This window comes from Stenotrophomonas sp. 17(2023) (assembly GCF_030345315.1).
Lineage (GTDB): Bacteria > Pseudomonadota > Gammaproteobacteria > Xanthomonadales > Xanthomonadaceae > Stenotrophomonas > Stenotrophomonas acidaminiphila.
Genome location: NZ_CP128405.1, coordinates 2,358,586 through 2,382,538, shown reverse-complemented (window position 1 = coordinate 2,382,538; position 23,953 = coordinate 2,358,586). Strand labels below are relative to the sequence as shown.

Sequence of the window (23,953 nt, the reverse complement as noted above, 5' to 3'; positions counted from 1 at the left end):
CGGGGTCCCGGTCACTTGAACTCGCTGGCCCAGTAGCCCTCGATCTGGGTCACCAGTTCGGCAGGCAGCGGCACGTAATGCAGGTCGTTGGCCTGCTGCCGGCCGTTCTCGAACGCCCACTTGAAGAACGCCAGCGTGTCCTGGTTGCGCTTGGCATCCTTGGGCTGCTTGCGCATCAGCATGAAGTTGGTGGCGGTGATCGGCCAGGCGTTGGCGCCCGGGGCATTGGTGATGACCAGGTTGAAGTCCCTGGCGCTGGCCCAGTCGGCGCTGGCGGCCGCGGCGGCGAAGGTCTCGGCGGTCGGCTGCACCCAGTTGCCGGCGGCGTTCTGCATCGACGCGTACGGCATGTTGTTCTGCAGCGCATAGGCCAGCTCGACGTAGCCCAGCGAGCCCTTGATCTGCTGCACGTAGGAGGCGACGCCTTCGTTGCCCTTGCCGCCGACGCCGTCCGGCCACTGCACCGAGGTGCCTTCGCCGACCTTGTCCTTCCACTCGCCGCTGACCTTGGACAGGTAGTTGGAGAAGTTGAAGGTGGTGCCCGAGCCGTCGGAGCGGTGCACCAGGGTGATCTTGGTGGCGGGCAGGGCCACGCCGGGGTTGGCGGCGGCGATGGCCGCGTCGTTCCAGGTCCTGATCTTGCCCAGGAAGATGTCGGCCAGCAGCGCGCCGCTCAGGCGCAGCTGGCCCGGCTGCAGGCCTTCCAGGTTGACCACCGGGACCACGCCGCCGATCGCCGACGGGAACTGGCCCAAGCCGGCCTGCGCCAGCTCCTCGGAGGACAGCGGCTTGTCGGACGAGCCGAAATCCACGGTGCCGGCCTTGATCTGGGCGATGCCGCCACCCGAGCCGATGGACTGGTAGTTGATCCTGGCGCCGGTGGCGGCGTTGTAGTCGGCCGACCACTTGGAGACCAGCGGGAAGATGAACGAGGCGCCGGCACCGGAGATCTCGGCGGCGACCTTGTCGCCGGCGGCCGGTGCCGCTGCCGTTGCGGCCGACTGGCCGCTGCTGGTGTCGCTGCCGCCGCCGCAGGCCGACAGGCCCAGCGCGATGGCCAGGGAAAGGGCGGCAAGGCCGGTCGTGTGCAGTTTCATGTGGGGCTCCATGACGGGAGAAGTGCCGGCGGTGCCAGCGGATGCGGCTATGAAATGATGTTTTTGTTACAGGCTGATTACATGGGACCGGGCGGCGGGCCGGCGCCCATGAAAAAAGGCGCGGATCGTTCGATCCGCGCCCGAGGCGACGAGGGAGAGAGGGACCCGCCGGCTCTTTGCCCGTTTACTTCAGGTTCTGCTGGTTCCAGTAGGTCTCGATCTGGCGCACCAGGGTGTCCGGCAGCGGAACGTAGTCCAGCGCCTTGGCCTGGTTCTTGCCGCTGCTGTAGACCCAGCGGAAGAAATCGGTGGTGTTCTTCAGGCTGCCCGGCTTGGAGCGCTTGCGCACCAGGATGAAGTTGGTGGCGGTGATCGGCCAGGCGTTGGCGCCCGGGGCGTTGGTGATCACCAGGTTGAAGTCGCGGGCATTGGCCCAGTCGGCGCTGGCGGCCGCGGCGGCGAAGCTGTCGTCGCTGGGCTGCACGAAGCGGCCGGCGGCGTTCTTCATCTGCGCGTAGGCCAGGCGGTTCTGCAGCGCGTAGGCCAGTTCGACATAGCCGACGCCGCCGCGGATCTGCTTGACGTAGGCGGCCACGCCTTCATTGCCCTTGCCACCGATGCCCACCGGCCACTGCACGGTGGTGCCTTCGCCGACCTGCTTCTTCCAGTCGGCGCTGACCTTGGACAGGTAGTTGGTGTAGTTGAAGCTGGTGCCCGAACCGTCCGAGCGGTGCACGACGGTGATCTTCAGGTCGGGCAGGGCCAGGCCGGAATTCAGTGCGACGATCGCCGGATCGTTCCACTTGCTGATCTTGCCCAGGAAGATGTTGGCCAGGGTCGGGCCGTCCAGCTTCAGCGCGCCCGGCTGCAGGCCCGGCACGTTGGCCACCGGCACCACGCCGCCGATCACCGACGGGAACTGCGCCAGGCCCGAGGACGCCAGGTCTTCGGACTTCAGCGGCGCATCGGAGGAACCGAAGTCGACGGTGCCCGCCTTGATCTGGGCGATGCCGCCGCCCGAGCCGATGGACTGGTAGTTGACCTTGTTGCCGGTGGCGGTGGCGTAGTCGGCCGACCACTTGGACATCACCGGGAAGACGAACGACGCACCTGCGCCCGTGATATCGGCGGCCTGCGCGGCCAGGGCGAACGAGGCAATGGCGGCGCCGGTGAGCAGGCGGAGTTTGAAGGAAGACATCGCGGTGTGGCTCCTGAGGGTAATGGTGACCGGCGCTGGCCGGCAGACCGCTATTGCAGGGGCTGTCGATGAATCTTTTGCGACCCGGCGATGACGGTTCGATGACAGGCGCTACGCTGGGTGCTGTCGCGCCCGCGTCATCGTGTTGTCGCATTGCTGTCACATGATTAACGGAATCTTCGCAAAACGCTTGCCCGGCGGTCGTGCTGGACGGGCGTCCACCTGAAGCCCTTCCACATCCCTTGGAGAGATCCCCGATGCGTTCCCATTCGCTCGCCCTGGCAGTCGCCGCCAGCCTCGGCCTGGCCTCGGCGCCGGCCCTTGCTGCCGGTCCCGCCGTGACTCCCGCGCAGATCGAGCAGTTGCAGGCGCAGATCGCCGCCCTGCAGGCGCAGGTGCAACAGCTGCAGACCCAGTCCGAATCGCTCCAGGCCCAGTCCGACGCGCAGTCGGAAGTGAACATCACCCAGGCGCAGGCGCTGGAATCGGCGCAGAAGACCCAGACCAACGTCGACAAGCTGGCCAAGCTGGTCAATGACAACAAGATCGGCGGCCGCATGTTCTTCGACGTCAGCAGCATCGACCAGAAGACCAACGGCAAGAAGACCGATGCCACCGGCACCGGCTTCGACGTCAAGCGCTTCTACCTGACCGTCGACCACAAGTTCAACGATATCTGGTCGGCCAACCTGACCACCGACTTCCAGTACAGCTCGGCCATCGGCAATACCGAGCTGTTCATCAAGAACGCCTATGTGCAGGGCACGTTCGACCCGGCCTTCGTGCTGAAGGTCGGTGCGGCGGGCATGCCGTGGACCGGTTACGTCGAGAAGTACTACGGCATGCGCTATGTCGAGAACACCCTGACCGACCGCCTGAAGTACGCCAACTCGGCCGACTGGGGCGCGCACGCCAGCGGCGACCTCGGCAACGGCTTCAACTACGCCGTGGCGGTGGTCAACGGTGCCGGCTACAAGAATCCGAGCCGCAGCAAGGGCGTGGACGTGGAAGGCCGCCTGGCGTGGGAGATCACGCCCGAGTTCGCGGTCGCCGTTGGCGGTTACAGCGGCTACCTGGGCCAGGAGAAGCAGAACAACGACGCCGAGAAGCGTTACAGCCGCGGCGACGTGATGGTGGCCTATGCCGGCCCGATGTTCCGCCTGGGTGGCGAGTACTTCACCGCCAAGAACCTGGGGCAGGTGCAGCAGACGGCGGTGCCGGCGGTCAGCGACAAGGCCACGGGCTGGTCGCTGTGGAGCAGCGTGCGCCTGGCGCAGACCGCCAATGGCGACGTCAGCGTGTTCGGCCGCTACGACAAGACCGACACCAGCAAGACGCTCAACCCGTTCCGCGAGGACACGTACTGGAACGTCGGCGTCGAGTACCCGGTGCTGAAGAACTTCAAGCTGGCCGCGGTGTACAAGGACACCGACGCCACCGTGGGTTCGCTGGCCAGCCCGTCGCAGACCAAGACCAAGGAACTGGGCATCTGGGGCGACCTGAAGTTCTGAGGTCAGGCACCACGCCACAGGCACACGACGGCGGGCTTCGGCCCGCCGTCTTCGTTTCCGGCAAGCGGCCCGCAGCATTGGATCGGCATCATCGGGGTCGATGCCGCGCCCGCGGCTGGCCCTGCCGCCAGCTCAGGCGGGGGTCTTGTCCCTGTAATGGCACAGGTCGCGGATGACGCACTGCGGACAGTCCGGCTTGCGTGCCGGCCCGCAGCGACGGATCGGCGTCATCGGGTCGATGCCGCGCCCGCGGCTGGCCCTGCCGCCGCATCAGGCGACGGTCTTGTCCCTGTAATGGCACAGGTCGCGGATGACGCACTGCGGGCAGTCCGGCTTGCGTGCCGGCCCGCAGCGACGGATCGGCGCCATCGGGTCGATGCCGCGTCCGCGGCTGGCCCTGCCGCCGCATCAGGCGATGGTCTTGTCCTTGTAATGGCACAGGTCGCGGATGAAGCACTGCGGACAATCCGGCTTGCGTGCCGGCCCGCAGCGACGGATCGGCGCCATTGGGTCGATGCCGCGCCCGCGGCTGGCCCTGCCGCCGCATCAGGCGACGGTCTTGTCCCTGTAATGGCACAGGTCACGGATGACGCACTGCGGGCAATCCGGCTTGCGCGCCTTGCATACGTAGCGGCCATGCAGGATCAGCCAATGATGCGCATCCTGCAGGAACTCCCCCGGAATCACCTTCAGCAGGCCATCCTCCACCGCGCGCACGTCCTTGCCCGGCGCCAGCCCGGTGCGGTTGGAGACGCGGAAGATATGGGTGTCCACCGCCATGGTCGGTTCGCCGAAGGCGGTGTTGAGCACCACGTTGGCGGTCTTGCGGCCGACCCCGGGCAGGGCTTCCAGTGCTGCGCGGTCCGCGGGCACTTCGCCGCCGTGCTTCTCGACCAGGATCGCGCAGGCGGCGATCACGTTCCTGGCCTTGGCATTGAACAGGCCGATGGTGGAGATGTAGGGCTTCAGCCCGTCCTCGCCCAGGGCGAGGATGGCCTGCGCGTTATTGGCCACCGGGAACAACTTGCGGGTCGCCTTGTTCACGCCGACGTCGGTGGCCTGCGCCGACAGCGTCACCGCCACCAGCAGTTCGAACGGCGTGCGGTACTCCAGCTCGGTGGTCGGGTGCGGATTCAGTTCGCGCAGGCGGGTGAACATCTCGCGCACTTCCGCGCCGTTCATGCGCCTGGCGCGGGACGCGCGCGCGACCGGGCGGGATGCCGGTGCCGGGCGTGGGTGCCTGGTCTTCGCCGCGGTCTCCGCATCGGCCCGGGTCGTGGCCCCCGCCTTGGCCCGGACGCGGGGTGTCGCCGGCTTCGTCGGCTGCGTCATGGCTGCCTCGCCTTTGCCTGGGCACGGGCCAGGATGGCCGCCGCGGCCGGGGGCAGGGCGGGCTTGCGGTCCGGGGCCGGTGGCGGTGCGCGGCGTGCCTCGCGCTCGGCGGCGCGGCGTGCCAGGCGCACGGCGCGGGCGCGGTAGCGCGCGCGCGCGGCCCAGGCCGTGCGCAGGCGCTGCTGGGCCTGCGCCAGCCGTTGCGGCAGGTCCGGGTGCCGCGGGTCCAGCGCCGCGTCGCCGGGCTGTGGCGCGTAGTCCATCAGGCCTGCGTCCAGTGCGGCGTCCAGGTCGTCGTCCAGCACGTACTGCAGCAGCTGCCGGGGGGGTGCGGAGGGAGCGTGCATCACGGCGCGGGTCAGCAGTTCTGGAATTCCGGGGCGCGGCGTTCGAGGAAGGCGCGGGTGCCCTCGCGCATGTCCTGGGTGGAGAACATCAGCCCGAACTGCGCGCTTTCGTATTCCAGCCCCTCCTCGATGCCGCATTCGCCGCCGACGTTGACCGCATCGAGCATGCCGCGCAGGGCCAGCGGCGCGGCCTTGGCCAGCTGCGTGGCGATCTTCAGGGTTTCCGCTTCCAGGTCGGCCGCGGCGACCACGCGGTTGACGATGCCCAGCTGCTGGGCGCGGGTGGCGTCGATCGGCGCGCCGAGCAGGCACAGCTCCAGGGTGGCGGCGCGGCCGGCCAGGCGCAGCAGGCGCTGGGTGCCGCCGAAGCCGGGAATCAGGCCGAGGTTGATCTCCGGCTGGCCGAGCTTGGCGCTGTCGGCGGCGATGCGCAGGTGGCAGGCCATGGCCAGTTCCAGGCCGCCGCCCAGGGCAAATCCGTTCACCATCGCGATCACCGGCCTGGGCATGCGCTCGATGCGCCGCATCAGGCGCTGGCCGAGCAGGGAGAAGTCGCGCCCCTGCACCGCGCTCAGGCCGTTCATCTCGGCGATGTCGGCCCCGGCCACGAAGGCCTTGGCGCCGGCACCGGTCAGGATCACGACCCGGACGTCGCCGGCCGCGGCAGCCTCGGCGAACGCCGCATCCAGCGCTTCCAGGGTCTGGCGGTTGAGCGCATTGAGCTTTTCCGGGCGCTGCACGGTGATGGTGCGCACGCCATCGCGGGTGCTGATCGAAACCGGTGCCTCTGACATGCTGACTCCAGGAAAAAGTTAAGAAAAAGTGATTGGGGAACTCCAGCCACGACCGTTGGTCAGAAGCCCTTGTCGTCAGTGGCGGTCCGCCGTTGTGGCGGCTATCCTAACCCGTCGCCTCTAGCGGCATGGTTGCCCTGAGACATCTTTCCTGGAGAACTGTTTGATGAAGTTGCGTTCTATCGCGGTCGCCGTGGCCGCTCTGGCCCTCACCGGCACTGCAATCGCCCAGGACGTCTCGTCCGAGAAGGGCAAGCTGAGCTACTACTTCGGATACGACTACGGCAACAACCTGGCCGAGCTCACCGGCCGCGGCGAACAGCTGGACATCGCCTCGGTGGTGAAGGGCCTGCAGGACGCTTACGCGAAGAAGCAGCCGGCGATCACCAGCGACCAGCTGAAGCCGGCCGTGGAGGCGTTCCAGAAGCGCGAGCAGGGTCGTGCCCAGGCCGCCAAGGCCGAGTACGAAAAGGCCGCCGCCGAGAACAAGACCCGCAGCGACCAGTTCATGGCCGCCAACAAGGCCAAGGCCGGTGTGCAGACCCTGCCCAGCGGCGTGCAGTACCGCGTGATCGAGGCCGGTGCCGGCGCCAAGCCGACCCAGGCCAGCACCGTGGCACTGGAAGTGGCCGGTCCGTTCCCGTACGGCCAGCGTCCGCAGGAAGCCCGCCCGGCGCAGCAGATCCCGTCGATCAAGGTCAGCGAAGTGGAAATGCAGGCCATGCGCGATACCCTGCTGCAGATGCCGACCGGCGCCAAGTGGGAAGTCACCCTGCCGCCGGAAAAGGCCTACGGTGCCGATCCGCGCACCCCGTTCCCGCCGAACGTGGCCGTGCAGTTCGAGATCAAGCTGGTCAGCGTCAAGTAACCCGTAGTGATGCGACGACGCGCCGGTGGCCTCCACCGGCGCGTTTTCGTTTGTGCGGCCCGCGGTCCCCGCGGCGCAGGTCCGTCCGTGCAGCCACCGTCGCGTTGCCGGCGGTTGCAGTAGGCTTGGGAGTGTCGTGATCGATGGATGCCATGCGCCGTGCCATTTCCAGTCCCTGCATCGGAATCTGTTCGCTGGACCGGGCCGGCCGCTGTCGCGGCTGCCTGCGCACGCGCGAGGAGATCGGCGGCTGGATGGGCATGAGCGAGCACCAGCGCCGGCAGCTGATGCAGGACGTGCTGCCGGCACGCGCGCGCGACGCCGGTTCGCTGGCCGCGGCGTTGCCCGGGCACGAACGCCTGCTGCGCGCATTGAACCCGCTCGCTGCCGCACCGACCGACAAGGGCTGGAACTACGGTGAACTGGCCGACCTGCTGCCGCCGGGGCCACCGGCCGAGGCGGCGGTGCTGGCCGGGCTGGTGCCGCGGCCGCAGGGCGTGCAGGTGCTGCTGACCCGCCGTACCGAGACGCTGCGCAACCATGGCGGCCAGGTCGGCTTCCCCGGCGGGCGCATCGAACCCGGCGACCGCAACCCGGTGGCGGCGGCGCTGCGCGAGAGCGGCGAGGAGATCGCGCTGCCGTACGAGCGGGTGCAGGCGCTGGGCTACCTGGATCCGTTCGTGACCATTTCCAGCTTCCGGGTCACGCCGGTGGTGGCGGTGATCGACCCGGCGTTCGTGCCGGTACCGCAGCCGGCGGAAGTGGCCGAGGTGTTCGAGGTGCCGCTGGATTTCCTGATGGACCCGGCCAACCTGCGCCAGGTCGAGATCGACCATCGCGGGCGGGTCCGCCACGTGCTCGAGTACACCTGGCCGGGCCAGCGCATCTGGGGCGCCACCGCGGCCATCCTCTACAACCTGCGTCGCCGACTGGAGCAGACCCCATGAATGCCATCGACCCGCCGTGGACCACGCTGGTGGACGCCGCGTCGCTTGCCGCCGCCCTTGCCGCGGCAGCCCCGCGCCTGCTCGACGCGCGCGCCACGGCCAGCACCGCCCCGCGGCTGGTGGACGCGCGTTTCGCGCTGGCCGACCCGCAGTCCGGCGCCGCGCAGTACGCGGCGGGGCATCTGCCGGGTGCGGTGTACGCCGATCTCAACCGCGATCTGTCCGACCTGTCGCGGCAGGGCCATGGCCGGCATCCGCTGCCGGACAGCGATGCCTTCGCCGCCACCCTGGGGCGCTGGGGCATCGGCCCCGACACCCAGGTGGTGGTCTACGACGCCGGCGACGGCAGCATGGCCGCGGCGCGGCTGTGGTGGCTGCTGCGGCTGATCGGCCACCGCCGGGTCGCGGTGCTCGATGGCGGGCTGGCGGCCTGGCAAGCCGCCGCGCAGCCGGTGGTGGCCGATCCACCGCAGGTGCAGGCGCTGCCGCCGTATCCGGGGCGCTTCGACCTGGCCCAGGTGGCCGATGCCGATGAAATCGCCGCGCGCCTGGGGCAGGCGCCCGGCTGGCTGATCGACGCGCGCGCCGGCGAGCGTTACCGCGGCGAGGTGGAGCCGCTGGACCGCGTCGCCGGGCATGTGCCCGGTGCGTTGAACCGCCCGTTCGCGCTCAATCTGCGCGATGGCCGGTTCCGCCCGGCGGCGGAACTGCGCGCCGAACTGCAGCCGCTGCTGGGCGCGCACGCGCCGGGCGATGCGGTGGTGATGTGTGGTTCCGGGGTCACCGCCTGCCACCTGGCGCTGGCCTTTGAAGTCGCCGGCCTGGGCGGCGTGCGGGTGTTCGCCGACTCCTGGAGCGGCTGGTCGTCCGATCCGTCGCGCCCGGTCGAGCGCTCCTAGCGGTACGCGACGGCGCTGCCGCGAACGCCGGCGCGCGCCTACATGCGCTGCAGGGGTACCGCCGCCAGCACCTCGTCCCACGGGAAGCGCGGGCCGGGGTCGCGCTTGCGCGGCACCCGCAGCGACGGATCGTCGCTGGCCGCCACCTGCTCGGTGTCCAGGTCCTCGTGGCCGGCGATCCAGCGCAGTGCCGGCAGGCGCTGCGGGAGCCAGCGCAGCAGCGCCACCAGGGCGTCGACCTGCGCCTGCGGATACGGCTCGTGCATCGCCTGGTGGCGCGAATCCAGCCAATGCGGATAGCGGCCGCTGTTGACCAGTTCGATGCCGAGCGCGCGTGGATTGATGCCACGCACGTGGTGGGCGCTGCGTTCCGGCGCGATGTACTGGTGGATGCTGCCGTCGCGGTCGATGTAGTAATGGCCGCTGTTGCCGGTGCCGCTGTCGTACAGCACGCGTTCGCCGTACTGGCGCGCCATGGCCAGGTCCGGCAGCTCGGTGCAGTGGATCACCACCAGGTCGACCGCCGCTGCTTCGCGCAGCGCCAGCAGCGGTTCGTAGGGCAGGGGATCGATGTGGATCGCGGGCATGGCGTGCATCGACCGATGCTAGCATTGCCGCCCCGTTCCGCTTCGTCCTACGGTGCCCCATGAGCCGCGGCCACTGCATTCTTTCCCACGGTTTCGAGAGCGGTCCCGATGCGACCAAGGTCACCGCGCTGGCCGAGGTGGCGCAGCGCCTGGGCTGGAGCCACGAGCGCCCCGACTACACCGATCTCGATGCCCGCCGCGAGGTCAGCGAAGTGGGCGATGTGCCCGCGCGCCTGCAGCGCCTGGTCCGCCTGGCCGCCGATGCCGCCCGCCGTGGCCCGGTGGTGCTGGCCGGGTCCAGCCTTGGCGCCTACGTCTCGGCCATCGCCTCGCTGCAGGTACCGGTGCGGGGGCTGTTCCTGATGGTGCCGCCGACCCGGATGGGGCCGATGCCGGCGCTGGATGCCGCGCCGGTACCGACCAGCGTGGTGCATGCCTGGGGCGATGAACTGATCCCGCCGGCCGCGGTGATCGCCTGGGCGCAGGCCCGCGCCGCGCGGCTGCTGCTGGTCGATGACGGGCACCGCCTGGAGAACCACGTGCAGGCGGCCGCGCACGAGTTCGAGGCCCTGCTGCAGCGGGTCTAGGCAGGGCCCGGGTGCGTGGCCGGGCCGGCCCGCCGGCGGCCTGTCCGGGGCAGGCGGGCAATGCCCCGTACAATACGCGCCCCGGCGCCGCCGCCGTTCCTGTGATCGTTCCCCCGTGAAATTCTTCGTTTCCTGCGCCAAGGGCCTGGAGTACCTCCTGGCCGACGAACTGCTGGCGCTCGGTCTGCCCAGGGCCACCGCCACCATCGCCGGGGTCAATGCCGAAGGGGAACTGCGCGACGCCCAGCGCGTGGTGCTGTGGTCGCGCTTGGCCAGCCGTGTACTGTGGCCGCTGGCCGAGTTCGATTGCCCGGACGAGGCCGCGCTGTACCAGGGCGTGCTGGCGATGCCGTGGGAAGCGCATCTGGATGCCGAGCTGACCCTGGCGGTGGACGCGCATGTTTCCGGTACCGCCATCACCCACGCGCGCTTCGCCGCGCAGCGGATCAAGGACGCGGTGGTGGACCGCCTGCGCGGGGAAGGGCTGGAGCGGCCGTCGGTGAACGTCGAGCTGCCGGACGTGCGCATCAACCTGTCGCTGCGCAAGGGCCGCGCCACGATCTCCATCGACCTCGGCGGAGGTTCGCTGCACCGGCGCGGCTGGCGCCTGGCGCAGAACGACGCGCCGCTCAAGGAAAACCTCGCTGCGGCGGTGCTGCTGCGCGCCGGCTGGCCGAAGATCCATGCCGAAGGCGGCGGCCTGCTCGACCCGATGTGCGGTGGCGGCACGCTGCTGATCGAAGGTGCGCTGATGGCTGCCGACGTCGCGCCCGGGCTGCAGCGCCATGGCAGCCTGCCGCCGAGCCGCTGGCGCGGTTTCGACCAGGTGCAGTGGCGCGAACTGATGGCCGAGGCGCGCGAGCGCGAGCGCATCGGCCGCGCCGCGCTCAGGCAGGTCATCCATGGCAGCGACCTGGATCCGCAGGCGATCCGCGCGGCCAGGCAGAACGCCGAGGAAGCCGGTGTCGGCGAGGCGATCTGGTTCGGCGTGCGCGACGTGGCCGACCTGCAGGTGCCGCCGCAGGAGAACGGCTGCGTGGTCTGCAACCCGCCCTATGACGAACGCCTGGCCGCCGACGCCGCGCTGTACCGGCGCCTCGGCGATGCGCTCAAGCGCACCGTGCCGCAGTGGCGCGCCAGCCTGCTGTGCGGCAATGCCGAGCTGGCCTTCGCCACCGGCCTGCGCGCGCGCAGGACCTACCAGATGTTCAACGGTGCCATCGAGTGCACGCTGATCGTCTGCGACCCCATCGCGGTGGCCGGGCGCGCGGACGACGGCCAGCCGCGCGAGCTCAGCGAGGGCGCGCAGATGGTGGCCAACCGCCTGCGCAAGAACCTGAAGAAGTTCAAGAGCTGGCGCGCGCGCGAGAACGTGAGCTGCTTCCGTGCCTACGACGCCGACCTGCCGGAGTACGCGGCGGCGATCGACGTCTACCAGGAGGACGGCGGCAAGCGCCGCACCTTCCTGCACGTGCAGGAGTACGCGGCACCGGCGGCGATTCCGGATGCCGACGTGCGCCGCCGCCGCAACGAGCTGCTGGCCGCCGCGCGCGATGTGTTCGAGGTGCCGCCCGAGCAGGTGGCGTTGAAGTCGCGCGAGCGCGGCAAGGGCGGCAGCAAGTACGGCCGCTTCGAGCAGCGCGGCGAGTTCATCCTGGTGCGTGAGAACGACGCGCTGCTGCGGGTGAATCTGTTCGATTACCTGGATACCGGCCTGTTCCTCGACCACCGCCCGCTGCGCCGGCACATGGCCGAGCAGGCGCGCGGCAAGCGTTTCCTCAACCTGTTCTGCTACACCGGCGTGGCGAGCGTGGAAGCGGCGGTGGCCGGTGCGGCCTCGACCACCAGCGTCGACCTGTCCGGCACCTACCTGCAGTGGTGCGCCGACAACCTGGCGCTGAACGGCATGGGCGGCAGCCGCCACCAGCTGGTGCAGGCCGATGCGGTCAAGTGGCTGGAGGCCGAGCAGGGCCGCTACGACGTGATCTTCTGCGACCCGCCGACCTTCTCCAACTCCGCGCGCGCCGAGGACTTCGACGTGCAGCGCGAGCAGCTGCGCCTGCTGCGCGCGGCGGTGGCGCGGCTGGCGCCGGGCGGCGTGCTGTATTTCTCCAACAACTTCCGCCGCTTCAAGCTGGAAGAGAACGCGATCGCCGGGTTCGCGCGCTGCCGCGAGATCAGTGCCAGGACCATCGGCCCGGATTTCGAACGCAATGCGCGCATCCACCGCGCGTGGGAGCTGCAGCGGCTGGAGTGAACGCTCCGCGATGACGCGCGTGCAACGCAACCGGTGCGCGCGCCTGTCATCTACGGGAAACGCGGTGCGCCGATCATGCGCGTCCCGGGTCGGCGCCGCCGGCCCGTTTCCCGCATACCGGAGTGCCCCGTGAAGCGTTGCCTGCTGCCGATGGCCGTTGCCGCCATCCTGTTTCCCCTTGCCTGCGCCGATGCGCGCGCCGATACCGCCGACTCGGCCACTGCCGTTGCCGGCGAAGTCGCCGCGCCGACCACGCTGGACGCGATGATCGTCACCGGCACGCGCGGCTCCAACCGTACCCAGTTCGATACGCTGGCGCCGGTGGACGTGTTCTCGCGGGAGGAAATCCAGGCGATCGAATCGACCGACCTGTCCGACGTGCTGGCGCAGCTGGTGCCGTCGTTCGTGGTGCAGCGCCTGCCGATGGCAGATGGCCAGGTGTTCGTGCGTCCGGCCACCCTGCGCGGCCTGTCGCCGGACCAGACCCTGGTGCTGGTCAACGGCCGCCGCATGCATCGCTCGGCGCTGCTCGGCTCGCGCGGTGCGCAGGGGCCGGATCTTTCGCAGATCCCGACCAGCGCGATCAAACGCATCGAGGTGCTGCGCGACGGTGCTTCGGCGCAATACGGTTCCGATGCCATCGCCGGCGTCATCAACATCATCCTCGACGACAGCATCGGCAGCGAGTTCACGCTGGGCGTGTCCGAGTACGCCGAGGGCGACGGCAGCGGCCGCCGCTTCGGTGCCCGCACCGGCGTCGGCCTGGGGCAGGCCGGCGTGCTGTCGCTGTTCCTCGACTACGACAGCTCCGATGCCACCTCGCGCAGCCGCCAGCGCCCGGACGCGATCGCGTTCCAGAACGCGCATCCCGAGCTGCAGGTGCCCGATCCGGTGCAGCGCTGGGGCCAGCCCGACCTGGAGAACCGGCGGCTGGGCTTCAACCTGAAGCTGCCGTTCGGACAGACCGCCGAGGCCTATGCCCATGGCCTGTACAACAGCGGCGAGGGCGTCAGCGATTTCAACTGGCGCAATCCCGACGGCACCGCCTCGGTGTACAAGCCGACCGCGGTGTTCCCCGGCTGGGACGTGCGCAGCCTGTACCCGACCGGCTTTTCGCCCAAGTACGGCAGCGACTACGACGACCTGCAGCTGGTGGCCGGCGTGCGCGGCCAGTTCACCCCCGACCTGAGCTGGGACGTCAGCGGCGCCTATGGCCGCAACCGCATCGAGTACACCCTGGACGAGTCGATCAACGCCTCGCTGGGCCCGGCCAGCCCGACCTCGTTCTACCTGGGGCGGCTGTCGCAGGTGGAGAAGAACGTCAACGCCGATTTCGTCTACGGCCTGCCGCTGGCGGTGCTGGCGGCGCCGCTGAACATCGCCTTCGGCGCCGAGTTCCGCGAGGAAACCTACGGCGTGGATGCCGGCGATCCGGCGTCGTACGCGATCGGCCCGGGCGCGGCGGCCGGACTGGCGGGCAACTCCAACGGCGCGCCGGGCTTCGGCCCGGACAACGCCGGGCGCTGGAGTCAGCGCAGCCATGCCGCCTACGTGGACGTGGAGGCGCCGTTGAGCACGCGCTGGAACGTCGGTGCGGCCGCGCGCTACGAGCGCTTCTCCAGCTTCGGCGGCACCCTCGACGGCAAGCTCTCCACCCGTTTCGAGGTCACCCCGGCGCTGGCGCTGCGCGGCTCGGTGTCCACCGGCTTCCGCGCACCGACCCCGGGCCAGCTGTACACCACCAGCACCGTGCAGGGCCTGGACACGGTGACGCTGCAGGTGTTCACCTCCGGGCGCCTGTCGCCGAGCGATCCGCTGGCGCGGCAGCTGGGCGCCAGCGCGCTCAAGCCGGAGCAGTCGCGCACCACCTCGCTGGGCCTGGCCTGGCGCAACGATGCGGGCCTTTCCGGTTCGGTGGACCTGTACGACATCAAGGTCACCGACCGTTTCAGCCAGTCCGCCGCGTTCCAGATCCCGGCCGGCATCCCCAACCCGATGGGGTACACCTCGGTCAGCTACTTCACCAACGATTTCGACACCACCACGCGCGGCGTGGACCTGGTCGGCAGCTGGGTGGGCGACGCCGGCCCGGGCCGGCTCAACCTGACCCTGGGCTGGAACTACAACCGCACGCAGGTGGACAAGGGCGCGACCAGCGTCGCCACCAGCCAGACCCAGCGGGTGATCTTCGAGGAACGCCTGCCGCGGCAGAAGGGCACGTTCAGCGCCGACTACGCCATCGGCAACTGGAGCGTGCTGGCCAAGCTGCGCCACTACGGCGCCTGGACCGACTCCACCGGCAACGCCACCGGCGACATCTTCCAGCGCTTCGGCGACATGCAGTTCTTCGACCTGGCGCTGGCCTACCGCTTCAACGCCGGCAACAGCCTGCGCATCGGTGCCGACAACCTGTTCGACCGCTATCCGGACGAGGCGGTGTTCCAGGCCAGCCGCGGCCTGGTGTATTCGCGCAACGCGCCGTACGACACCGACGGGCGCAACGTCTATGCCGAATACCGGGTGAAGTTCTGAGCATGGACGGCGGGCGACGACGCTTGCTGCGCGGTGCCGCGCTGATGCCACTGGCTGTCGGCGCGGTGACGGCGGCCACCGCGGCCACCGCGGACGTGCCGGACCTGCCGGAGGCGCCGGCCGGCAGGTCGCCGGCGCAACTGGCCGGCGACGAGGCCTATTGGGCGGCGGTGGCCGCCCAGTACGACCTCGGCGACGAGGTGGTCATGCTCGACAACGGCTACTGGGGCGCGATGGCGCGGCCGGTGCTGCAGGCGTACACGCAGGCCACCGCCGAAGTGAACCGGGGCAACGCCTGGTTCGGGCGGGTGGTGTTCCCGCAACGCATGCGCGAGGTGCAGCGCCAGCTGGCCGGCTTTCTCGGCGTGGGCGAGGACGAGGTGGTGCTTACCCGTGGCGCGACCGAAGCGCTGCAGGCGCTGATCGGCGGCTACAACCGGCTGCGGCCGGGCGACCAGGTGCTGTATGCGGACATCGACTACGACAGCACCATCACCGCGATGCGCTGGCTGCGCGCGCGGCGCGGGGTCGAGCCGGTGGCGATCGCCCTGCCCGAGCCCTGCGGCCATGCGCAGGTGCTGGAAACCTACGCGCAGGCGCTGCAGCGCAACCCGCGCCTGAAACTGATGCTGCTGACCCAGGTGAACCACCGCAACGGCATGCTGCTGCCGGTGGCGGAGATAGCGGCCATGGCCCGCGCCCGCGGCGTGGACGTGATCGTCGATGCCGCCCACGCCATCGGCCAGGTCGAGACCCGCATCGATGCGCTGGGCGCGGATTTCGCCGGCATCAACCTGCACAAGTGGATCGGCGCACCGGTAGGCGTGGGGGCGATGTACGTGCGTCGCGGGCGGGTAGCCGACATCGACCCCTACATGGGCGATCCGGATCGTGGCATCGCCAGCCGCGTGCACACCGGCACCGCCAACTTCGCCGCGTTCCTGGCGCTGCCGGCGGCGCTGGCGTTCCACCAGCGCATCGGGACCGCGGCCAAGCGGGCGCGCCTGCTGCGCCTGCGCGACCACTGGCGCGACGCGGTGCGCGCGCTGCCGGGGCTGCAGCTGCTGGGCCCGGACGAGCCGCGGCTGAGCAGCGCGATCGCGTCGTTCCGGCTGTCGGGACAGGTCACGCTGGAGCAGAACATCGGCGTGGCCAGGCGCCTGCTCGAGGAGCACGGGGTGTTCACCGTGCACCGCGACGGACTGGCGCATGGCGCCTGCGTGCGGGTCACGCCGGGCATCTTCACCGCGCCGGCGCAGATGGACCGGCTGGTGGCGGGCCTGCGCAGGCTTGCCGGTGCCGCCTGAAGGAATGCATGGGGATGCGGGACGGCCGTGGGGCGGGGATACAGCCCCACGGCCGCGGGGCGGTCACGCCGGCTGCAGCACGATGCAATCCACCGGGCAGGGCGGGATGCACAGTTCGCAGCCGGTGCACAGCCCGGCCAGCACCGTGTGCATGAACCTGGCGCCGCCGACGATGGCGTCTACCGGGCAGGCCTGGATGCATTTGGTGCAGCCGATGCAGTCGGCTTCGACGATCACCGCGACCTGCGCCGGGATGTGCGCACCGCGGCCGCGGTCGTAGGGCCGCGCCGGCACGCCGAGGATGTGCGCCAGCGTGCGTGCGCCGGCGTCGCCGCCGGGCGGGCAGTGGTCGATGCCGGCTTCGCCGCGCGCCATCGCCTCGGCATACGGGCGGCAGCCGTCGTAGCCGCACTGCCCGCACTGGGTCTGCGGCAGCACCCGGTCCAGGCGTTCGATCAGGTTGTCCTGCGTATCGTGCATGCGTGTGGTCAGGAAGCGGGTCTGCCGCGGTACCAGCGTTCGTGCGCCAGTGCCAGCATCGGCCTGTCCTCGCCGCTGTCGCCATAGGCGTGGATGCGCCGGAATGCGCCCAGGTCGAAACGCTGCCGGATATGCGCGACCTTGCACGGCCCGCAATCGCCTTCGGCGTAGCGCCCGGTCAGGCGGTTGTCCTGCACCTCCAGCCGGTTGCAGATCAGCTGCAGGCCCAGTTGCCGGCACCACGACTGCAGGTACAGGTCGATGGAGGCCGAGACTACGGCCACCGTGTGGCCCTGCGCCTTGTGCCACTGGATCTGCTCCAGCATCTCCGGGCGCACCATGCCGGGCAGGTGGTCGCGCGCATAGTCGGCGGCCATCTGCGCGATCTCGCCGGCATGGCGGCCGCTGAACACCTGCGCGGTGACGCGGCGGCGGATGCGGGTGGCGGAGACCAGCTTCAGCCGGTAGCCCAGCAGCCACGGGCCGATGCGCCACCATGCCTGCGCGCGCTGCTCGGGCGTGGCCACGCGGCGCAGGAACCGGCTGTAGGTATCGCAGACGGTGATGGTGTGGTCGAAATCGAACAGGGCCAGTTCCATGGTTCCAGTGCCGATGCGGGGCCTTCTCTGGCAAAGGGGACGCGAAGCAGCCGGGGAAATGACAGGCGCGGAGCGCGGCCCCGGGCCGGCACGCGCAGGCCCGGGGCCCCCGGCCGTACCGCGGCCGGCGTCAGCGTACCGGCATGCCCGGCTGCGCGCCGGCATCGGCGTCGAGCAGCGCCAGTGCGCCGCCATCGAAGCCGGCCGACAGGATCATGCCCTCGCTCAGGCCGAAACGCATCTTGCGCGGCGCCAGGTTGGCGATGAACACCACGTTGCGGCCGACCAGCTTCTCCGGCTCGCCGTAGCTGCCGCGGATGCCCGAGAAGATCTGCCGCTGGCCGAGGTCGCCGGCATCGAGCAGGAAGCGCAGCAGCTTGTCCGAACCTTCGACGAAACCGCATTCGAGCACCTTGCCGATGCGCAGGTCGAGCTTGGCGAAGTCATCGATGCCGATGTACGCGGGGGCTTCACCTTCGGCCTTGGCCTCACCCCTTGCTTCGACCTTCGCAGGCTTTTCGGCCTTGGCCGGCTTGGCGTCGGCGGCGGGTGCGGCGGCGAGGGTGTCCTTGGAGGCGTCGGTCATGGCGTCGATCATCTTGGGGTCGATACGGGTGAACAGCGCCACGTAGGTGGCGATGGTGTGGGCGGTGAGCGGGGCGTCGATGTCGGCCCAACCGTGCATCGGCGCATTGAGGAAGGCCTCGGCCTGCAGCGCGGTGGCCGGCAGCACCGGCTTGAGTGCGGCCACCAGCACGCGGAACAGGTTCAGGCCCTGGGTGCAGACCGCCTGCAGTTCGGCGTCGGCGCCATCCTGCTTGGCGATCACCCACGGCTTGGTGTCGTCGATGTACTTGTTCGCCTCGTCGGCCAGCGCCATGGTCAGGCGGATCGCGGCGGCCGGATCGTTGCGCTCGTATGCCTCGCGCACCGGCGCCAGCGCGGCGACGAAGCGGTCGTACTGGGCCGGATCCGGCAGCGCGTCGGCCAGGCGGCCGTCGAAGCGCTTGCTGATGAACCCGGCGCAGCGGCTGGCGAGGTTGACGAACTTGCCGACCAGGTCGGCGTTCACCCGCGCGGTGAAGTCGGCCAGGTTCAGGTCCAGGTCGTCGACGCCGCCGGAGGACTTGGCCGCGAAGTAGTAGCGCAGCGCTTCCGGTGCCAGGCCCACGTCCAGGTAGGTGCGGGCCATGACGAAGGTGCCGCGCGACTTGCTCATCTTGGCGCCGTCCACGGTCAGGTAGCCGTTGACGTGCAGCTTCGTCGGCGCGCGCAGGCCGGCGCCGTGCAGTACCGACGGCCAGAACAGGCCGTGGAAATTGACGATGTCCTTGCCGATGAAGTGGTGCAGTTCGGTGTCGCTGCCGGCGGCCAGCACCGCGTCGAAATCGTCGCCGGTCTTCGCGCACAGGTTGCGGAAGCTGGACAGGTAGCCGATCGGCGCGTCCAGCCACACGTAGAAGTACTTGCCCGGCGCGCCGGGGATCTCGAAGCCGAAATAGGGCGCGTCGCGGGAGATGTCCCAGGCGCGCAGGCCGCCTTCGGCGTCCAGCCATTCGGCCAGCTTGGCCTTCACCCCGGGCAGGGCGACGTCGCCGGCCAGCCAGTCGCGCAGGAAGTCCTGGAAGCGGCCGACCTCGAAGAAGTAATGCTCCGAATCGCGGATCTCGGGCGTCGCGCCGGACACCACCGACTTCGGGTCGATCAGGTCGGTCGGGCCATAGGTGGCACCGCAGACCTCGCAGTTGTCGCCGTACTGGTCCGGCGACTTGCACTTCGGGCAGGTGCCCTTGATGTAGCGGTCGGGCAGGAACATGCCCTTGGCCGGGTCGTAGAACTGCGCCACCGAGCGGCGGCTGATATGGCCGGCGGCGTCGAGCCGCTTGTAAAGCGCCTCGGTCAGCTCGCGGTTGGCGGCCGAATTGGTCGAGTCGTAGTGGTCGAAATCCACGCCGAAGGCAGCGAAATCACGCTCGTGGCCGGCCTGGATGTTGGCGATGAAGGTCTCCGGGCTGACCCCGGCCTTTTCCGCGGCCAGCATGATCGGCGTGCCGTGGGTGTCGTCGGCGCAGACGTACCAGACCTTGCCGCCCATCAGCCGGCGCGCGCGTACCCAGATGTCGGCCTGGATGTAGCCGACCAGGTGGCCCAGGTGCAGCGGGCCGTTGGCATAGGGCAGGGCGTTGGTGACGAGCGCGGTACGGGTCATGGCCGTTGGGGAGAACAGGGGGACCGCCGATTATCGCATGCCGCGCCGTGGCGACCGGTAAACCCGCCCCGCAAGCGCGAAACCCGGCCTGGGCCGGGTTTCGCGGGAGGCGCCGAGGGGGTGGGTTACATCCGTTCCCACACCTGCGACTTGCAGATGAAGGCAATGCAGCCGGAGACCTGCAGCTTGCGGCCGCCTTCGATCAGCTCCATCTTGGATTTGTAGACCTTGCCCTCGTCGGGCTTGAGGATGCTGCCGCCGCTCCACTTGTTGGCGCCGTCGGCGCGCATGCCGCGGATGATCTCCATGCCGGTGATCGGCTTGCCCTTGCGGTCGTCGCTGCACTTGTCGCAGGTCGGGTTGGGGCGGCTGGGGTTGAGCAGCTCGATGATCCGGCCGTGCAGCGCGCCGTTGCTGGTGCGGCTGATCTCGACGATCGACTTGGCACGGTGGGTATCCGGGTCGATCTGCCGCCAGCGGCCTTCGGCACTGGCGTTGTCGGCCTGCGCGGCGGTGATGCCGGCCATGGCCAGTGGCAGGGCCAGCAACAGGGTCTTGAAGGTCTTGCGCATGTGTCCCCTCCCAGGGCGGATGGCGTGGTCCGGTGCAACCGGATGCTGGCGAATGTATACCCATTCGCTGCGGTACGGAATCCGCACCGCAGCACGCCCGGTCAGGATCGGATCAGCACCGTCAGCGGTAGCCGACCCGCTTGCGGTTGTCGGCCGACACGCGGTCGATCAGCTTGTTGTAGGGGTCGAAGCCCACCTCGTCCGGGCGCCCGTCGACGGTCACGGTGAACTCCGGCGCGGCCGTGGTGACGTGGTGGCGCTGCAGGTACAGCACCTTCTCGTCGCGTTCCTTGCCCGAGGTGCCCTTCGCGAACACGCGCCGGAAGTCATTGGGAGCAATGACGTGCCGGGGGCGGCGATGTGACCGCACGCGGCTCAGCCGCTTTCGTACAGTTCCAGCGGCAGGTCGTCGGGGTCGGCGAAGAAGGTGAAGCGGCGGCCGGTGTACTCGTCCACGCGCACCGGTTCGCAGGCCACGCCCTGGGCCTGCAGGTGGGCGATGGCCGGGTCCAGCGCGGCGACCCGGAACGCGAGGTGGCGCAGGCCCCGCGCTTCCGGGCGGCTGGGGCGCGCGGGGGGCGCGGGGAAGGAGAACAGTTCCAGCCCGGTGCCGTCGGGCAGGCGCAGGTCCAGCTTCCACGACTGCCGCTCGGCGCGGAAGTGCTCGGCGACCACCTCCAGCCCGAGGATGCGGGTGTAGAAGTCGCGCGAGCGCGGGTAGTCCGACGCGATCAGCGCGACATGGTGGATCCCCGCCAGCTTCACTGCCCGGGTTCCTGCCAGCGCCGGGCGATCTGCAGCGCCAGCGCATAGGGTTCCGGGTCGTTGCGGTTGCTCAGCACGACCACCGTCAGCTTCTGCTTCGGGTAGCGCACGATCACGTTGCGGAAGCCGATGCTCTCGCCGCTGTGCCACAGGGCGTCGCCGTTGATGCGCCAGCCGAAGCCGTAGTGCGGCACGTCGGGTTCCGGCGTCGCCGTGGCCGCGCTGAAGGCCTGCTGCAGCGAGGCGCGGCGCAGCAGGCGCTCGTCGTAGAGCGCGGCGTCCCACCTGGCCAGGTCGTCGATGGAGGAATAGATGCCGCCGTCGCCGAGCACCGCGCTGGTGGTGCTCTGGTCGGTGCGCTGCCAGTGGCCGTCGATCTGGCTGTAGCCGTAGGCGCGGTCGGGCACCTCGTCCACGCCGTCCTGGTGGGCGAAGGTGGCGGTCATGCCCAGCGGCAGGAAGATGCGCTGGCGCAGGAAGCTGGCGAAGTCGCTGCCGGAGGCCTTGCCGACCACCAGCGCGAGCAGCGCATAGCCGCTGTTGCTGTAGCGGTAGCTGCTGCCCGGCGCGAAATAGGTGCGGTTCTCCTTCTGCAGAAGATGCAGTACGTCGATGTCGTGTACCTGGCGCGTGTCGGCCGGGTCCATCAGGTCTTCGTAGTCGAGCAGGCCGCTGGTGTGGCTGAGCAGCTGGCGCAGGGTCATCGCGTCGGCCACCGCCGGCAGGCCGGGCAGCCATTTCTTCAGCGGGTCGTCGATGGACAGCCGGCCGTCCTCGGCCAGCAGCAGGATGGCGGCGGCGGTGAACTGCTTGCTCACCGACGCCAGCCGGAAGTTGGTGGCCGGCGACACCGGCGTGCCGTCCTCCACCACCGCCAGCCCGTAGCCGCGGCGGAACACCGGCTGCCCGTCCTTGAGCACCAGTACCGCGGCACCGGGCACGCGGCCGTCGTAGCGCTGCATCAGGCCGTCGATGCCGGCATCGAGTGGCGCCAGCGGCGCGGCGCCGGCGACCGTGGACAACGCGAACAGGCACAGCGGGGCGAGTCGGGACATCCACGGCAGCATGGCGGCTCCTTGCAGGGTCAGTTCTGTTTGCTGGCGATCCAGCGGTCGATCTTCGCTTCCAGAATATCCAGCGGCATCGAGCCGTCCTTCAGTACTTCGTCGTGGAACTCGCGCGGATCGAAGCGCTCGCCCAGCGCCGCCTGCGCTTTCTCGCGCAGACGGCGGATCTTGATCTCGCCCACCCGGTAGGCCAGCGTCTGCCCGGGCAGCGCCATGAAGCGCTCGACCTCCGCGGCGGCGTCGGCGGCGCTGATGTCGGCGTTCCTCACCATGTAGTCGATCGCCTGCTGGCGGCTCCAGCCGGCCGCGTGCAGGCCGGTGTCGGCGACCAGCCGCACGGTGCGCAGCAGGGTGGTCTGCAGGTAGCCGAGGCGGTCGTAGGGGTCGCGGTACAGGCCCATTTCATCGCCCAGCGATTCGGCGTACAGGCCCCAGCCCTCGATGAAGGCGACGTCGCCGCCGAGCCGGCGGAAGCGCGGCAGTGTGGACAGTTCCTGCTGCAGGCCCAGTTGCAGGTGGTGGCCGGGGATGGCTTCGTGTAGGTACTGCATCGGCACCGCCCAGCGCTTGCGCGACGGCAGGTCGCGGGTGTTGACCTGCAGTACCCCGGGCTGGCTGCCGTCGGCCGGCGACGGCGGCTGGTAGCTGGCGGCGCTGGCGGTCAGCGCGTGCTCGGCCGCCACCGGCTGGACCTGCAGCGGCGCCCTGGGACGGGTGGCGAACAATACCGGGAGCGCCGCATCGACCTGCTGGCCGACCTCGCGGTAGCGCGCCAGCAGCGCGGCCTCGTCGCGGAAGGTGAACTGGCGGTCGTTGCGCATGGCGTTGAACGCCTTCTGCATCGAGCCGCGGATCTTCGCTTCCTTCATCACCCGGGCGATGCGCTCCTGCAGGTCCTTGACCTCCTGCTCGCCGAGCGCGTGGATCTCGGCCGGCGTGCGCGAGGCGCTGGTCAACCCGGCGATGGTGTGCGCGTACCAGGCCTGGCCACCGGGCAGGGCGCCGAGGCCGTCGCTGGCGCGGGTGGCGGGCAGGTACTGGGTGGCGATGAAGCCGCGCAGGGCGCGGTAGGCCGGCAACAGCCGGTACTCGATCATGCGCTTGTACTCGGCGCTCAATCGTTCCCGGTCCGCGGCCGGGAAATCCTCCGGCATGTTGCGGATCGGCGCCCAGAAGATGCTCTCCTCGGCGGTCGGGGTGATCACCGCGTCCAGCTGCGGAAGCACCTTTTCCATCAGCGCGCGCGGCTGCACCACGCCGGCGGCCATGCCTTCGCGCATGTTGGCGATGGCCTGGTCGAACAATGCCGGTACCCCGAGCGAGCGCCGCGACCAGTTCTCGTAGTCCTTCACCGTGCGGAACGGCTGCGCGCCGGCCCCCGAGCCGAGCACCGCGATGATGCTGGCGAGGTTGTTGTAGGGGTTGATCGGCAGCATCCACGACGGGTACTGCTCGGCGGCCAGCGAGATGTGCGCGTCGCGCACGAAGATCTCGTAGCTGAGCAGGTCCTGGCCCTGCAGGCCTTCCTTGCCCAGCGCCTCGGCCTTGCCCTGCCATTCGACCATGAATTCATGCGCCTGCCGGCGTGAGGCCGGCGACAGGAAGTTGGGCAGCTGGTCGTTGAAGCGTGGGTCGCCCTGGAACGTGGCCTGCAGCGGGTTCAGCCGCATCGACGCATCCCAGTACTCATCGTAGAGCCGGTTCAGGCGGGTGGCCTTGTCCTGGGTGACCGGCAGCGGCGCGCGCGCCGGACGGGGCGCCGGACGCGCCGGGGGCCTGCTGCCGCGTGCCTTGGGCTTGGCGGTGCGCGATTGCGTCGCGGTCGGGCGCTGGCTCTTCTTCTTCGCCGCCTCGGCGGGCGCGGCGGCGGAGAACATCAGGACGGAGGCCATGGCAAGCGCCAGAAAGCGAAGCGGGCTGGAGGTCATCGGTGGTTCCGGAAACGCACAGGCCCGGGAGCTTGCCTCAGCGGCAGGAACTAGTGAAGAGGAACCGGCA

At 69.9% G+C, this 23,953-nt stretch carries 24 protein-coding genes and 1 pseudogene; 8 read left to right on the top strand and 17 right to left on the bottom strand.

All coding sequences use genetic code 11. The features are described from left to right. Positions 1-11 precede the first annotated feature (11 nt). Both pstS (QQA12_RS10740) and pstS (QQA12_RS10735) read right to left on the bottom strand, forming a co-directional pair. Positions 12-1,097, bottom strand: coding sequence for a phosphate ABC transporter substrate-binding protein PstS (gene pstS / locus QQA12_RS10740; protein ID WP_056931483.1), 1,086 nt, complete (start codon positions 1,095-1,097; stop codon positions 12-14). 184 nt (positions 1,098-1,281) lie between these two features. Beyond that, positions 1,282-2,295, bottom strand: coding sequence for a phosphate ABC transporter substrate-binding protein PstS (pstS, locus tag QQA12_RS10735; protein WP_054666765.1), 1,014 nt, complete (start codon positions 2,293-2,295; stop codon positions 1,282-1,284). 257 nt (positions 2,296-2,552) lie between these two features. Between pstS (QQA12_RS10735) and QQA12_RS10730 the strand changes: the two genes are divergently transcribed. After that, the gene (locus tag QQA12_RS10730) at positions 2,553-3,806 is read left to right on the top strand and encodes a porin (RefSeq protein WP_226049284.1); all 1,254 of its coding nucleotides are present in this window, start codon (positions 2,553-2,555) and stop codon (positions 3,804-3,806) included. A 132-nt stretch (positions 3,807-3,938) separates the two neighbouring features. Here the strand turns inward: QQA12_RS10730 and QQA12_RS10725 are convergent, their stop codons facing one another. The 6 genes from QQA12_RS10725 to QQA12_RS10700 all read right to left on the bottom strand — a co-directional run bounded on the left by QQA12_RS10725 (position 3,939) and on the right by QQA12_RS10700 (position 6,279). Beyond that, complete coding sequence (locus QQA12_RS10725) at positions 3,939-4,037, bottom strand: hypothetical protein (protein ID WP_226049283.1); 99 nt, start codon at positions 4,035-4,037, stop codon at positions 3,939-3,941. A 39-nt stretch (positions 4,038-4,076) separates the two neighbouring features. Further along, complete coding sequence (locus QQA12_RS10720; RefSeq protein ID WP_225546636.1) at positions 4,077-4,175, bottom strand: hypothetical protein; 99 nt, start codon at positions 4,173-4,175, stop codon at positions 4,077-4,079. Between the two features lie 39 nt (positions 4,176-4,214). Then, positions 4,215-4,313, bottom strand: a complete 99-nt coding sequence (locus QQA12_RS10715; RefSeq protein WP_226049282.1) for a hypothetical protein — start codon at positions 4,311-4,313, stop codon at positions 4,215-4,217. A 39-nt stretch (positions 4,314-4,352) separates the two neighbouring features. Next, positions 4,353-4,988, bottom strand: a complete 636-nt coding sequence (nth, locus tag QQA12_RS10710) for an endonuclease III (RefSeq protein WP_226049281.1) — start codon at positions 4,986-4,988, stop codon at positions 4,353-4,355. A gap of 146 nt (positions 4,989-5,134) precedes the next feature. Continuing rightward, on the bottom strand, positions 5,135-5,485 hold the full coding sequence (locus tag QQA12_RS10705) for a hypothetical protein (protein WP_226049280.1): 351 nt from the start codon (positions 5,483-5,485) through the stop codon (positions 5,135-5,137). An 11-nt stretch (positions 5,486-5,496) separates the two neighbouring features. Continuing rightward, a complete protein-coding gene (locus tag QQA12_RS10700) occupies positions 5,497-6,279 on the bottom strand; it encodes an enoyl-CoA hydratase-related protein (protein ID WP_054666759.1) in 783 nt (260 codons plus the stop codon). Between the two features lie 166 nt (positions 6,280-6,445). On the opposite strand from QQA12_RS10700, the gene QQA12_RS10695 reads away from it, so the two are divergent. The 3 genes from QQA12_RS10695 to QQA12_RS10685 all read left to right on the top strand — a co-directional run bounded on the left by QQA12_RS10695 (position 6,446) and on the right by QQA12_RS10685 (position 8,993). Beyond that, entirely contained in the window at positions 6,446-7,147 is a 702-nt protein-coding gene (locus QQA12_RS10695) for an FKBP-type peptidyl-prolyl cis-trans isomerase N-terminal domain-containing protein (RefSeq protein ID WP_054666758.1), read from the top strand. A 143-nt stretch (positions 7,148-7,290) separates the two neighbouring features. Next, on the top strand, positions 7,291-8,094 hold the full coding sequence (locus QQA12_RS10690) for a CoA pyrophosphatase (RefSeq protein WP_054666757.1): 804 nt from the start codon (positions 7,291-7,293) through the stop codon (positions 8,092-8,094). Beyond that, positions 8,091-8,993: a sulfurtransferase gene (locus QQA12_RS10685; RefSeq protein ID WP_056931485.1), complete on the top strand. Its 903-nt coding sequence runs from the start codon at positions 8,091-8,093 to the stop codon at positions 8,991-8,993. Before QQA12_RS10690 ends, QQA12_RS10685 begins: the two co-directional genes overlap by 4 nt. Positions 8,994-9,031: 38 nt before the next feature. On the opposite strand, the gene QQA12_RS10680 is transcribed toward QQA12_RS10685, so the two are convergent. After that, positions 9,032-9,589, bottom strand: coding sequence for an N-acetylmuramoyl-L-alanine amidase (locus QQA12_RS10680; protein ID WP_226049279.1), 558 nt, complete (start codon positions 9,587-9,589; stop codon positions 9,032-9,034). 50 nt (positions 9,590-9,639) lie between these two features. On the opposite strand from QQA12_RS10680, the gene QQA12_RS10675 reads away from it, so the two are divergent. From QQA12_RS10675 to QQA12_RS10660, 4 genes are all read left to right on the top strand, one after another. Continuing rightward, complete coding sequence (locus QQA12_RS10675; RefSeq protein ID WP_226049278.1) at positions 9,640-10,167, top strand: hypothetical protein; 528 nt, start codon at positions 9,640-9,642, stop codon at positions 10,165-10,167. Positions 10,168-10,282: 115 nt separating this feature from the next. Beyond that, a complete protein-coding gene (gene rlmKL, locus QQA12_RS10670) occupies positions 10,283-12,424 on the top strand; it encodes a bifunctional 23S rRNA (guanine(2069)-N(7))-methyltransferase RlmK/23S rRNA (guanine(2445)-N(2))-methyltransferase RlmL (RefSeq protein ID WP_226049277.1) in 2,142 nt (713 codons plus the stop codon). A gap of 150 nt (positions 12,425-12,574) precedes the next feature. After that, a complete protein-coding gene (locus tag QQA12_RS10665; RefSeq protein ID WP_226049933.1) occupies positions 12,575-14,956 on the top strand; it encodes a TonB-dependent receptor in 2,382 nt (793 codons plus the stop codon). A gap of 2 nt (positions 14,957-14,958) precedes the next feature. Continuing rightward, complete coding sequence (locus QQA12_RS10660) at positions 14,959-16,263, top strand: aminotransferase class V-fold PLP-dependent enzyme (protein ID WP_226049276.1); 1,305 nt, start codon at positions 14,959-14,961, stop codon at positions 16,261-16,263. A gap of 63 nt (positions 16,264-16,326) precedes the next feature. On the opposite strand, the gene rnfB is transcribed toward QQA12_RS10660, so the two are convergent. The 8 genes and pseudogenes from rnfB to QQA12_RS10620 all read right to left on the bottom strand — a co-directional run bounded on the left by rnfB (position 16,327) and on the right by QQA12_RS10620 (position 23,883). Beyond that, positions 16,327-16,743, bottom strand: coding sequence for an Rnf electron transport complex subunit RnfB (rnfB, locus tag QQA12_RS10655; protein ID WP_082394069.1), 417 nt, complete (start codon positions 16,741-16,743; stop codon positions 16,327-16,329). Positions 16,744-16,751: 8 nt separating this feature from the next. Beyond that, positions 16,752-17,342: an HAD family hydrolase gene (locus QQA12_RS10650; protein ID WP_054666745.1), complete on the bottom strand. Its 591-nt coding sequence runs from the start codon at positions 17,340-17,342 to the stop codon at positions 16,752-16,754. Between the two features lie 130 nt (positions 17,343-17,472). Then, complete coding sequence (metG, locus tag QQA12_RS10645; RefSeq protein WP_226049275.1) at positions 17,473-19,551, bottom strand: methionine--tRNA ligase; 2,079 nt, start codon at positions 19,549-19,551, stop codon at positions 17,473-17,475. A gap of 125 nt (positions 19,552-19,676) precedes the next feature. Further along, positions 19,677-20,123, bottom strand: coding sequence for a DUF2147 domain-containing protein (locus QQA12_RS10640; RefSeq protein ID WP_056931491.1), 447 nt, complete (start codon positions 20,121-20,123; stop codon positions 19,677-19,679). A gap of 121 nt (positions 20,124-20,244) precedes the next feature. After that, positions 20,245-20,439, bottom strand: a pseudogene (locus QQA12_RS10635) (hypothetical protein); the annotation flags it as partial. A 59-nt stretch (positions 20,440-20,498) separates the two neighbouring features. Further along, positions 20,499-20,888 carry a VOC family protein gene (locus QQA12_RS10630; protein ID WP_225546633.1) on the bottom strand — a complete coding sequence of 130 codons (390 nt, stop codon included), beginning with the start codon at positions 20,886-20,888 and terminating at the stop codon, positions 20,499-20,501. Beyond that, positions 20,885-21,943 carry a serine hydrolase domain-containing protein gene (locus QQA12_RS10625; protein WP_226049273.1) on the bottom strand — a complete coding sequence of 353 codons (1,059 nt, stop codon included), beginning with the start codon at positions 21,941-21,943 and terminating at the stop codon, positions 20,885-20,887. Before QQA12_RS10625 ends, QQA12_RS10630 begins: the two co-directional genes overlap by 4 nt. Positions 21,944-21,972: 29 nt before the next feature. Further along, positions 21,973-23,883, bottom strand: a complete 1,911-nt coding sequence (locus tag QQA12_RS10620; RefSeq protein WP_226049272.1) for a DUF885 family protein — start codon at positions 23,881-23,883, stop codon at positions 21,973-21,975. Between the last annotated feature and the right edge of the window lie 70 nt (positions 23,884-23,953).

Excerpts from the sequence above, each read along its gene's own strand:
- QQA12_RS10620 (WP_226049272.1), bottom strand. The coding sequence starts at position 23,883 with ATGACCTCCAGCCCGCTTCGCTTTCTGGCGCTTGCCATGGCCTCCGTC.
- QQA12_RS10705 (WP_226049280.1), bottom strand. The coding sequence starts at position 5,485 with ATGCACGCTCCCTCCGCACCCCCCCGGCAGCTGCTGCAGTACGTGCTG.
- pstS (WP_056931483.1), bottom strand. The coding sequence starts at position 1,097 with ATGAAACTGCACACGACCGGCCTTGCCGCCCTTTCCCTGGCCATCGCG.
- QQA12_RS10665 (WP_226049933.1), top strand. The coding sequence starts at position 12,575 with ATGGCCGTTGCCGCCATCCTGTTTCCCCTTGCCTGCGCCGATGCGCGC.
- rnfB (WP_082394069.1), bottom strand. The coding sequence starts at position 16,743 with ATGCACGATACGCAGGACAACCTGATCGAACGCCTGGACCGGGTGCTG.
- QQA12_RS10650 (WP_054666745.1), bottom strand. The coding sequence starts at position 17,342 with ATGGAACTGGCCCTGTTCGATTTCGACCACACCATCACCGTCTGCGAT.
- QQA12_RS10690 (WP_054666757.1), top strand. The coding sequence starts at position 7,291 with ATGGATGCCATGCGCCGTGCCATTTCCAGTCCCTGCATCGGAATCTGT.
- QQA12_RS10715 (WP_226049282.1), bottom strand. The coding sequence starts at position 4,313 with ATGGCGCCGATCCGTCGCTGCGGGCCGGCACGCAAGCCGGATTGTCCG.
- QQA12_RS10730 (WP_226049284.1), top strand. The coding sequence starts at position 2,553 with ATGCGTTCCCATTCGCTCGCCCTGGCAGTCGCCGCCAGCCTCGGCCTG.
- QQA12_RS10675 (WP_226049278.1), top strand. The coding sequence starts at position 9,640 with ATGAGCCGCGGCCACTGCATTCTTTCCCACGGTTTCGAGAGCGGTCCC.
- QQA12_RS10660 (WP_226049276.1), top strand. The coding sequence starts at position 14,959 with ATGGACGGCGGGCGACGACGCTTGCTGCGCGGTGCCGCGCTGATGCCA.
- QQA12_RS10685 (WP_056931485.1), top strand. The coding sequence starts at position 8,091 with ATGAATGCCATCGACCCGCCGTGGACCACGCTGGTGGACGCCGCGTCG.
- QQA12_RS10680 (WP_226049279.1), bottom strand. The coding sequence starts at position 9,589 with ATGCACGCCATGCCCGCGATCCACATCGATCCCCTGCCCTACGAACCG.
- QQA12_RS10720 (WP_225546636.1), bottom strand. The coding sequence starts at position 4,175 with ATGGCGCCGATCCGTCGCTGCGGGCCGGCACGCAAGCCGGACTGCCCG.
- nth (WP_226049281.1), bottom strand. The coding sequence starts at position 4,988 with ATGAACGGCGCGGAAGTGCGCGAGATGTTCACCCGCCTGCGCGAACTG.
- QQA12_RS10695 (WP_054666758.1), top strand. The coding sequence starts at position 6,446 with ATGAAGTTGCGTTCTATCGCGGTCGCCGTGGCCGCTCTGGCCCTCACC.
- metG (WP_226049275.1), bottom strand. The coding sequence starts at position 19,551 with ATGACCCGTACCGCGCTCGTCACCAACGCCCTGCCCTATGCCAACGGC.
- QQA12_RS10640 (WP_056931491.1), bottom strand. The coding sequence starts at position 20,123 with ATGCGCAAGACCTTCAAGACCCTGTTGCTGGCCCTGCCACTGGCCATG.
- QQA12_RS10700 (WP_054666759.1), bottom strand. The coding sequence starts at position 6,279 with ATGTCAGAGGCACCGGTTTCGATCAGCACCCGCGATGGCGTGCGCACC.
- QQA12_RS10725 (WP_226049283.1), bottom strand. The coding sequence starts at position 4,037 with ATGACGCCGATCCGTCGCTGCGGGCCGGCACGCAAGCCGGACTGTCCG.
- QQA12_RS10625 (WP_226049273.1), bottom strand. The coding sequence starts at position 21,943 with ATGTCCCGACTCGCCCCGCTGTGCCTGTTCGCGTTGTCCACGGTCGCC.
- pstS (WP_054666765.1), bottom strand. The coding sequence starts at position 2,295 with ATGTCTTCCTTCAAACTCCGCCTGCTCACCGGCGCCGCCATTGCCTCG.